Annotated in this window: 8 protein-coding genes; 3 read left to right on the top strand and 5 right to left on the bottom strand. The window is 48.2% G+C overall.

What is annotated here, in order from left to right; genetic code table 11:
- Positions 1 to 121: 121 nt before the first annotated feature.
- From B2067_RS03760 to B2067_RS03740, 5 genes are all read right to left on the bottom strand, one after another.
- On the bottom strand, positions 122 to 1,000 hold the full coding sequence (locus B2067_RS03760; RefSeq protein ID WP_301387509.1) for a sulfotransferase domain-containing protein: 879 nt from the start codon (positions 998 to 1,000) through the stop codon (positions 122 to 124).
- Between the two features lie 89 nt (positions 1,001 to 1,089).
- On the bottom strand, positions 1,090 to 2,379 hold the full coding sequence (locus B2067_RS03755; RefSeq protein ID WP_301387508.1) for a lipopolysaccharide biosynthesis protein: 1,290 nt from the start codon (positions 2,377 to 2,379) through the stop codon (positions 1,090 to 1,092).
- Between the two features lie 266 nt (positions 2,380 to 2,645).
- A complete protein-coding gene (locus B2067_RS03750; RefSeq protein WP_301387507.1) occupies positions 2,646 to 3,137 on the bottom strand; it encodes a DUF1501 domain-containing protein in 492 nt (163 codons plus the stop codon).
- 824 nt (positions 3,138 to 3,961) lie between these two features.
- Complete coding sequence (gene cysC / locus B2067_RS03745) at positions 3,962 to 4,561, bottom strand: adenylyl-sulfate kinase (RefSeq protein WP_301387506.1); 600 nt, start codon at positions 4,559 to 4,561, stop codon at positions 3,962 to 3,964.
- A 179-nt stretch (positions 4,562 to 4,740) separates the two neighbouring features.
- Positions 4,741 to 5,703: a DHH family phosphoesterase gene (locus B2067_RS03740; RefSeq protein ID WP_301387505.1), complete on the bottom strand. Its 963-nt coding sequence runs from the start codon at positions 5,701 to 5,703 to the stop codon at positions 4,741 to 4,743.
- A 273-nt stretch (positions 5,704 to 5,976) separates the two neighbouring features.
- Between B2067_RS03740 and B2067_RS03735 the strand changes: the two genes are divergently transcribed.
- The 3 genes from B2067_RS03735 to B2067_RS03725 all read left to right on the top strand — a co-directional run bounded on the left by B2067_RS03735 (position 5,977) and on the right by B2067_RS03725 (position 8,659).
- Positions 5,977 to 6,567: a hypothetical protein gene (locus B2067_RS03735; protein WP_301387504.1), complete on the top strand. Its 591-nt coding sequence runs from the start codon at positions 5,977 to 5,979 to the stop codon at positions 6,565 to 6,567.
- A gap of 365 nt (positions 6,568 to 6,932) precedes the next feature.
- Positions 6,933 to 8,003: an O-antigen ligase family protein gene (locus tag B2067_RS03730; RefSeq protein ID WP_301387503.1), complete on the top strand. Its 1,071-nt coding sequence runs from the start codon at positions 6,933 to 6,935 to the stop codon at positions 8,001 to 8,003.
- Positions 8,000 to 8,659 (top strand): metallophosphoesterase, encoded by a 660-nt coding sequence (locus B2067_RS03725; RefSeq protein WP_301387502.1) that lies wholly within the window; start codon positions 8,000 to 8,002, stop codon positions 8,657 to 8,659. The genes B2067_RS03730 and B2067_RS03725 overlap by 4 nt, the downstream gene beginning before the upstream one ends.
- Positions 8,660 to 9,137: the final 478 nt, after the last annotated feature.

The following is a 9,137-nucleotide window of genomic DNA, read 5'->3' as shown; positions in this document are numbered from 1 at the left end:
AAATTGTATATACAAGCAAAATAGAATCAAAGACAACGACATTAGAAATGATGCAAAATAGTCTACTGTCAAAACAAACTCAACTGCAATCATGAGAGCGCAAAGCAATACTGTTGAATGTTTAAATTTTTCGATAATCATCGATAGACACGCCAAACATTTTGACCACTGAAGACAATACCTCATAGTCTGATTTTGAAAAGTTAACAACTAACATTTTTTCATAATCAGTCAGATCATAGACGTCGCTCTTGCCGGAATTCCAATTACGCAATAGCTCACCAAAACCAAACCCGCTTATTAGACCGAATCGCTTCCTGGCAATTGTCAACATTTGGATAAATCGTGACAGCAACAAGCTATGTGGTACAAGTGTCGGATTCTTACGTTCTACGACTTCAATTTCTTGTACAGGAAGGCCTATAAACTCCAAAATATCGCCAAAAACTTTATTAAAGTCAGCGTTCAAGTCTTCATATTTGTATATAAATACCTTTTCACTACCAACACGATCCACTACGGTTTCAACATACTTGCCTAGACTAATAATTTCGTCATACTGAATATCAACCGGTATTGTACAAGATGACGGAATACAGAGCCCTTTTTTTCTTTTTGTGCTCAAATCCCATGCTGACTGAAATCTATACTTATCTTCAAACCCAACCTTAAGCATCTGTTTATATTGGGATTGCGCTAAATCAACATAATTTCTAATCCCTACAATAAATTTCGCATTAGGATTTATTTCAAGAATTTTAGTTATTGCATAATCCGAATAAAGATATGTGGTAGATGCCTCAACTCGTATGCGTCCATCATTCTCATAAAGTCGATGATATTCGCATAAGTCGGCCGCAGCCCTATCGCCCCCAACCAAATCGCTCGAAAAGAAATTCGGCTCTTTCACACTACAAAAATCGACCATTATATGTTCTTCCAAATAGTGTGCAATAGCGGTAGTTCCGGTTTTTGGCGCTCCTATCAAAAACACATCCATTTCAAACTCCCAATACAATAAAAATTAATCTCAATATATTACACTCTTATAACATATTAAAATTCAAATATTAAAATGATCAACTCGACTTATATAAACAGAAAAAAACCCAATCTCCGCTTAACTAAAACCGTTGCACCAATATTTTGTATCGCAATCCCGATCGCCGTTGCAACTGCTGTTCCGAATATACCGAAGTAGTTGGTTAATATAACAGTTAACATTATAGTTGTAGGACCTGAAAACAACGTAACTTGGTTGAACTCGCGTTCGTGTCCACTCATAGTCAATAATAATCCAACGGAGCCGGTTACTACATTGATAAACTGACCAGAGGCCATTACTGTCAAAAGAAGAGCGGCTTCATCGAAGCCTTCCCCAAACAAACTCATAATTCTCTCAGAGAAAGTGATCATTACAGCCAATAGCGGTGTTACTACGACCACCATCCCCCTTACTGACCATTTTGCAATGTATTTAATTCTAGCCACATCTCCGTCCTTCCAAAGGCGCGCAAAGTGGGGAGCCACCACCATGTTTACAACTAACAATACGAATGAAAGTAGAAGTGCTGTCCGCTGTGCCGCACTCAACAACGCTACTTCTTCTGCAGGCAACATGGTGCCTGCGATCAGTACGCCGGCCCACTGAACGGAAAGACTCATTAGTGAAGCTGTCCAGAGGTTCATAGCCGCCGAGGTCATTTCACTGTCTTTATAACCCACAAGCGTTAACCGGGAGTCATTTTGACTCAGCCAAAGTGTGAATGCTGAAACCAGTACGATCACTGCAGCGCCGCTGTAGATCTTGGCCAGTAAAAGAACCGTTAATTGTTCTGGATAGGCATACCACGCATACCCTAGGCCCATAACAAACAAGCCAGAAATCCCTAAGTTCTGAAAGAGTGTGGTAAGTATTACCCGGTGTTGTGATTGAAATGCTAATGATACGAGGTAGAACAACGCTATAGCAGGGAGCGCAGGAAGCATCCAGAACAACACAGGGCCAAAATCCGGCTTATTGAAGACGTGTTCTGCAATTGGACGACTGAGGGCCATAGCTAATGCCGTGACAGGCAGACTTACAGTGGCGACCCAAAGTATTGCCCGATTCAATTTTTCTTGTGCGTATTCATCCAGCCCATGTGCTGACAGAAAGCGTAGAACTACATTATCAAGGCCAAGGCGAACAACAACTGAAAAGACAGCGAGGATGGTAAAGCCTAAAAGAAACAGGCCGGCCTGGTCGTTAGGTAAATTACGAGTCACCAACGCTGTGAGCGCAAAGGCCACGAACGCAGAGGACACTTTTGCACCAGCAGCAACTGCAAGCTTGATCATCGTGGCGATTCGGCCTGTTGCTAGTTGGTGTTGTGTCACCTAAGAATCCTTCTTTTCGTCGGCGGGTTAGAGTTTCGCCAAGTAAATTAAATATCCATTTTCGCCATTAAACATACTTCGCCGTTTGAATGGCTCCACACATCCCACAATACACTTGGCTGGATGTTCTGTGATGATGCGATTGTACACCATATGCGCCAAGTTTCATGGGGGGGATTCTAACGATTGTCTGTAAAGGTTGTGACAGCAAGCTGACAATTTGAGCAATTTGTAGGCTGCCTGATGTTCGCTCGCTCGATGAACTTCTACAAGGCGACAGGCCCACTGAAGTTTTGATAGCGAGGCAATATGTTTTGGATTTCTGCCTCTGGCACACCAAACCAGACGAGCAAGCTGGCTAACGTTTGCTCGTGGGCAAGGGTTGGTATGATTCTGCTCCGGCGTTCGTCTATCATTTGGAGGCTTTGCTCACTCATATCAGGTGCGAGGTCGCCTTCGCTCCCTACCAGGTGTCCGGTTGCTGCCGCTCCTACTACAAGCTGGTTGCCGCCCCATGCGTGGTCTGTCCCGCTGTTGTTCGGGGCAAGTGTTCGCCCGAAGTCAGACTGGGTAAACAGCGTTACCTTGTCTGCCATACCGAGCGCATCAATTGCCTCCTGAAAGTGCCACAGCGACAAGCTGAGTTCACGCAGTAGCATGGAATGACGCGCGTGCTGATCATCATGGGTATCGAACCCCGGCATGCTTACGGCGAATACCTGCCTTTTAAGCCCTTGCCGTTTACCTATTTCGGCCATACGTGTAACTGTCTCGAGCTTTCTCAGCAATATGCCGCGCACTTTATCGTCAAGGCCTGTTAGTTGCTGATCTGGTGTGTTGCTGACGCTGAATACCTTGACTATTCTTCAGCAGGGTTAGAGCTCACCAATCTTTGGGTAAACAGTCTTGAGACGTATGTCGAGACTTCTGGCTGGGCGTAAATAATGTCGAGTGCGCCTTCTATGTCGTCTTTACCGCCAAGGCCAGCAGGTATGGCAACCCAATCAGTAGCGTTTTTTCTCCAGTGTTGTGATGTTCGGAATCGAACTGCATGAGGGAAAGAAGACTCCCTTGCTTCAGCGTTTTTCGTTTGCTTTGCAATTACCGAGATACGACATCCCCCATCGTGGGTGAGTAAATAACCGCCGCGAAAGTACCGAAGGCGTAATATTGCAAGACGTCATACCAAGCAGCCATTCTTCCGGCGCTGTTTCGTAGGTATGGAACAATAGATGATAAGACGACAAAGATTTCACTTAGCACGAAGACTAACCATTGGCGAAGTTTATCCTCGGTATTGAGTGTTAACCCGTACCAGGCCGAATTCTGATAACGCCAGATAGTCGATTTTCACGGTAGTATGAAGCCGGCGCAAGTAAACCATTGAGTGTTGGCTTCCGCCATAAAGGCAAGGCTGATGCCGTCATTAGCCATACGTTGATGAACCGGCATGGCCGGTTGGTGGGTCCTTCGTTATGTGAATTCCCGCCTTTGCGGGAATGACAATCAACCTTCATTCGCGCATAGCCAACAAGTTGGCTGAAGCGCTCCTACAATAGATGTCGGGCGTCAAATCGCTGCGTTACAGAATTTGGTTATCCTTAAGGTGGCTGATAACCCGATCGACACATTCTTCAACCGTCATGGTCGAGGTATCTAACGTCACTTCGGGGTTTTCGGGTGGTTCGTACTCTGAGTCGATACCGGTAAAGTTCTTGATCTTCCCTTCACGCGCTTTTTTATACAGGCCCTTAGGGTCACGCTCTTCACAGGTTTCAAGCGGCGTGCTCATAAACACTTCAAAGAACTCACCTTTACCCACCAGATCTCTCACCAACTGGCGTTCTGCTTTGAAGGGAGAAATAAAGGCGGTGACAACGATAAGCCCGGCGTCCACAAACAGCTTTGACATTTCGCCAATACGGCGGATATTTTCGATTCGGTCTTCATCCGTAAAGCCAAGGTCTTTATTAAGGCCATGGCGGACGTTATCGCCATCTAGCAGGTAGGTATGCTGTTTCAGCTCGGCCAGGCGATGCTCAACCGCATTGGCAATGGTGGACTTTCCCGAACCGCTAAAACCAGTAAACCAGAGGATGCAGGGCTTCTGCGCTTTATGAGCACAGCGGCTCTCTTTGGTCACTTTGGTGTCATGCCATACGACATTTGTGGCTGCTGTCATGTGAATCCCTGCACTGGTTATATGTTTATAACGATACCCGTAGTCAATATTGCGAAAGGTACCGGAATTAGCACCAGTTTGGAACATGCCAATGCAAGACAATTGGCGGCAAATGGCGAATGTCAGGTTTCATTTACCATTTACCATCCAGGCCGTTATTGTCAGCCCTGATCAACCAATCAGCTGTATGCATTGACGAGCGCATCCCAAAAACTCGCCAGGTCTGTTTTCGCTATTTCATTGATACCGGCGGCATTCTTGCGGCCGCCGCCACCGAACTGGGTAGCAATGACGTCAGCTCCCGAGGGGTTTGATTTTGGCGCTCGGATACTTATCTGAAAATGATCAACTTTGCCTGGTACTTCGGTGAGTATCGCATGCGCGCGACTGGGGTGTTGGTTCGCTAGTTCATTACCCAGAACGCCACTTACGCGCCGCGCCCAGCGTTCGTCTGGCAAGGTGACCATGGCAGCAGATTCAGTCACTTGGTCTGGTGTTATGCTCAGCCCCTTGGCCATATCTTCGTCGTAACCTTGGGTAAGGGTTTCGTAGACTTCATTTTCATTTGCTATGAAGTCGAATGGGGTCTCGTACTGGCAGGCTACCCGATATAACGCTTCGGGGGTGTAGTACAGATCTTGTTCTGTGCTTCCGTAGCCGTTGTAGTTCATGGCCGTGCCTAGCTTGAGCAATTGATTCTGTTGCTCGGGTGATAACCCAAGCTGGGCACAGTACTCATCAGCGACCTGAATAATATTGTCGCCATAGGCTGCAACGATTGCCCACTCACGATATTGGCCATTCAGGTAATAGTCTACGATCAAGCCGGTGCAGGTAGTTGGTGCGGTATTGATGTGTGCTTCCAGACCCGGGTGATCAGGAATATCCCCAGATCTGTGATGGTCGGCATAGAATACAGACGCGCCAGCCTCCAGCGCTGCCCGAAGTGCATCGGCATTCTTCTCCATGGAGATATCCAATACGGTTGCACTGTCTCCGTCGGTAAGGTTGGCTTTCGCCAGAAGTTTGATGTCTCGCTTCACACCCGTGATAACGGTACTGTCTTTAGGGGCTGCTAACCGGAGTTGAATCAGTGAACATATGCCGTCTGCATCGCCGTTAAAGATGTCGTAATGTGCCATGGGTAATCGCTCGCTTGGTGCCACTGGTGTGAGTTAACCCGCCGAATAGTAATGGAAGACAGCTATTCTTACCAAACAGCGTCAGCGAGGCGGATATCGGGAGTATGATGGGTACAAATGTGACTGAACAAAACTCCGCATTGTAAATAACATGTCAAACCCGTCGAAATGGCAGGTTCGGAGCCTTTTATAACTTCAGGACGCTTGGCATCCTTCTGACCAAAACGTACACTACGCAAGATTTCTAATTTTACGCTTCGCGGAGGAACCACCATGCGTAAGCTCATTACTACTTTTGCACTTGCTGCTGTACTGCCAATGATGGCGTCGACTGCACAAGCAGAATCTGCTCTGACACCGTTCCTGACCGAAGGTGTTTCCATTGAGGCTGCCGTGGAAGCAGCCATGGCAGCAAACCCTGAGCTATCTCTCGCAGATGCCCTGGGTGCTGCAATGGACGAAGGTGCTTCACTTGACAGCGTGATGAGTATGGCTCTCGCGTCTGGTGCTTCTCAACGAGATGCTGTTGCAGCTGTGACTACTGCGTCATCTTCGCGCAACGTTCCGCAAGGTCAGGTACTGGCTGCAGCACAGAATGCTGGTATACCAGGTGACGTTGCAGCAGCGGGTATCAGCCAAGGTGCAGCAACCGCAGGAGGTCCAAGCGGCGGTAACGGTGGCGGTAACGGCGGTGAAACTGGTGGCCAGAGCAACAACGGCGATAACGGCAACGGTACCGCTGGTGCGCCGGGCCTGAATGCTCAGACTCCAGGACAAACCGGTCAAACGCCAGCAAACGGCTTTACACCTCCGGTGGTACCGACACCACCAGCTAATGCTGGTCAGCCTGTCAGCCCAGTCTGATTCAGTGTTGATTTGAGTATTATCGAAGACCCGGCGTATGCCGGGTTTTTTATTGGCCTTGTTTGAACCCGAGCCCGCTTTGTATGAATCGCTGGAATGCCTTTCTTTGCCTTATTTTCTTTTTGCCTTTGCCTGAAGCGTCTGTACACCCTTTAGCCTGGAACCTGGCCTCTGTAGTGGCTTTTGTATTACTTGGCGTTGAGCTTCGTAACCGATTTATAGAACATACAACTCGTTCTTTACCGACATTACCGGTGACACCGGCGTTTTCTCACAGTGCGTTGCCACTTGTGTTGATTTGGTGCGTTCAGTTGTGGGTCGTTGTGCAGTGGGCGATAACGTCATTGAGCCCTTATGACTCTCTTATGTCGCTGTCACAAGGGCTGCTCTATGCGGCTGTGTTTACTTTGGCCTTGTTGCTTGTCGATTCCCGCCAACGTGTTCGCCAGTTAGTTTGGGTGGTGGTTGCCGCTGCGGCGTTTCAGGCTTTGTATGGTGCTTTTATGGTACTTACCGGTCTGGAGTATGGTTTCTTTGCCGAAAAGGAACACTATCGCGGTGTTGCGACCGGCACTTACGTGAACCGGAACAGCCTGGCTGGGCTGATGGAATTATCTTTGGCGTTAGGTATAGGCCTGCTGCTGGCTGAACCTACACGATACTTTGGCTCTGCGCGTCAGCGTTTACGCCAGTTGATCGAAGTTATGCTGAGTAAAAAGCTCATTCTGCGGTTACTGCTCGCGATCATGGTGATCGCTCTGGTTTTGACGCGCTCTCGTATGGGGAATACGGCGTTTTTTGCCAGCCTGATGGTGGCTGGGGCATTGGCTCTGGTCTTAATGCGCAACAAAACCACCGCAACAACCGTGTTGTTAGGAAGCCTGCTGGTTATTGATATCGCGATCGTAGGGACCTTCTTCGGGGTTGAGAAGGTCGCTGAGCGCTTGCAGCAGACCAGCTCTCAAACGGAAAGCCGGGATGAAGTGACTCGCGATACGTTTACTATTTTTCTGGATAATCCGATCACAGGTACGGGGGCGGGTACCTTTACTCATACGTTTCCGGCGTTGAAGAGTCCGGAGGTTACAAGCTTTGGTTTGTACAACAATGCTCATAACGATTACGCCCAGTTTGCTTCGGAGTTTGGAGCGCCAGCCACGATTGCTTTAGCCATAGTTGTGTTTTGGGCCTTCTGGAATGGCATTGTGGCGATGCGCCAGCGCAACAGTCGTTTTTATCAGGGCGTTGGGTTTTCGGTCACTATGGCCATAGTGGCGATTGGAATTCACTCGACCGTGGACTTTAATCTGCAAATTCCTACGAACGCGTCGTTGTTTGTCGTTATACTCGCGCTGTCGGCCGTCGCCCGTTGGGCACCTCATAATTCAACTTCTGGCCGCATGAGACGACGCACTGGACGCAAGGCTTCTGCATGATTCTTAAGGCACACCGTTTAACCCTACCCGTTAACAACGAAGGCAGTGACTATGTTGTTGGTGATATTCACGGACATGTCACTCAACTGAAAAACCAATTGGCTGATATTGGCTTTAATGCCGACACCGATCGCGTCATCTGTGTTGGTGATTTGATCGACCGTGGCCCTGAGTCTATTGAGGCCTTGGAACTCCTGGATGAGCCTTGGTTTTTTGCCGTATTGGGTAACCATGAGTACCTGATGATCAGCGGCATGAAGTACAAAAACAGTCGCGAACGTATGACCTGGCTGAACCATGGTGGTGACTGGGTAATGCATACGTCGCCCGATCAGTGGCCCGCATGGTTTGATCGGATTGAGCGCCTACCCGTGGCGATTGAAGTCGAAAACAGAGAGGGCGTGCGCTACGGCATCGTGCATGCTGACTTCCCTTCGGATCATTGGGATAACTTCGAGCAGTTTGATCAGGATCAGCTGTACCGGTGTATCTGGTCGCGAAGTAATTTTAATAGTCGATCAGAGCATAGTGTGCGAGGGATCGATTATCTGTTTCATGGGCATTGCATCAGTGACTTTGAGCTGAAGCTGGGCAATCGCTACTACATTGAACCTGGGGTTTTTCTGGGCAATGATTTTATCATCAAGAAGCTTTGAGGCTGTCAGTCTGGTCTTTAATTGACAATATGACAATTTGAGCCATAATCCAGAGTATTCAATCTGATGCCTAAGTATTGGTTACGTCGGATTAAGGATTTGGCTGCTTCTTGAGGAGTGGTTCCTGCGGCTCCTTCGGGGGCCTTTTTTGTGGGTGATGATTGGGGTATCGCGAATAGCCTCCGGCTGATTCGCTCCCACAGGGTAAAACTTCTGATTCGCTCCCACAGGGGAAAATCCTGATTCACTCCCACAGGGTAAAATCCTGATTCGTTCCTAATACCTCTACACCCTAGGAGCGCTCCAAGCGGTTTGCTTAGACTTTGTGGGAGCTATTCAGCCAGCTTGTCTGGCTAATAGCGATTGGGGTATCGCGAATAGCCTCCGGCTGATTCGCTCCCACAGGGTAAAAACTTCTGATTCGTTCCTCATACCGCTACACCATATAAGCACCTCAGGAGCTTTACTTGAACTTTGT

Source organism: Thalassolituus sp. UBA2590 (genome assembly GCF_002339775.1).
GTDB lineage: Bacteria > Pseudomonadota > Gammaproteobacteria > Pseudomonadales > Oceanobacteraceae > Thalassolituus.
The sequence above is the reverse complement of the archived record's forward strand: the minus strand, read 5'-3'. Positions and strand labels throughout refer to the sequence as shown.

Bases quoted from the DNA above. Each gene is read 5' to 3' on its own strand.
- B2067_RS03740 (WP_301387505.1), bottom strand. From the start codon at position 5,703: ATGGCACATTACGACATCTTTAACGGCGATGCAGACGGCATATGTTCA.
- B2067_RS03735 (WP_301387504.1), top strand. From the start codon at position 5,977: ATGCGTAAGCTCATTACTACTTTTGCACTTGCTGCTGTACTGCCAATG.
- B2067_RS03760 (WP_301387509.1), bottom strand. From the start codon at position 1,000: ATGGATGTGTTTTTGATAGGAGCGCCAAAAACCGGAACTACCGCTATT.
- B2067_RS03730 (WP_301387503.1), top strand. From the start codon at position 6,933: ATGTCGCTGTCACAAGGGCTGCTCTATGCGGCTGTGTTTACTTTGGCC.
- B2067_RS03750 (WP_301387507.1), bottom strand. From the start codon at position 3,137: ATGGCCGAAATAGGTAAACGGCAAGGGCTTAAAAGGCAGGTATTCGCC.
- B2067_RS03725 (WP_301387502.1), top strand. From the start codon at position 8,000: ATGATTCTTAAGGCACACCGTTTAACCCTACCCGTTAACAACGAAGGC.
- cysC (WP_301387506.1), bottom strand. From the start codon at position 4,561: ATGACAGCAGCCACAAATGTCGTATGGCATGACACCAAAGTGACCAAA.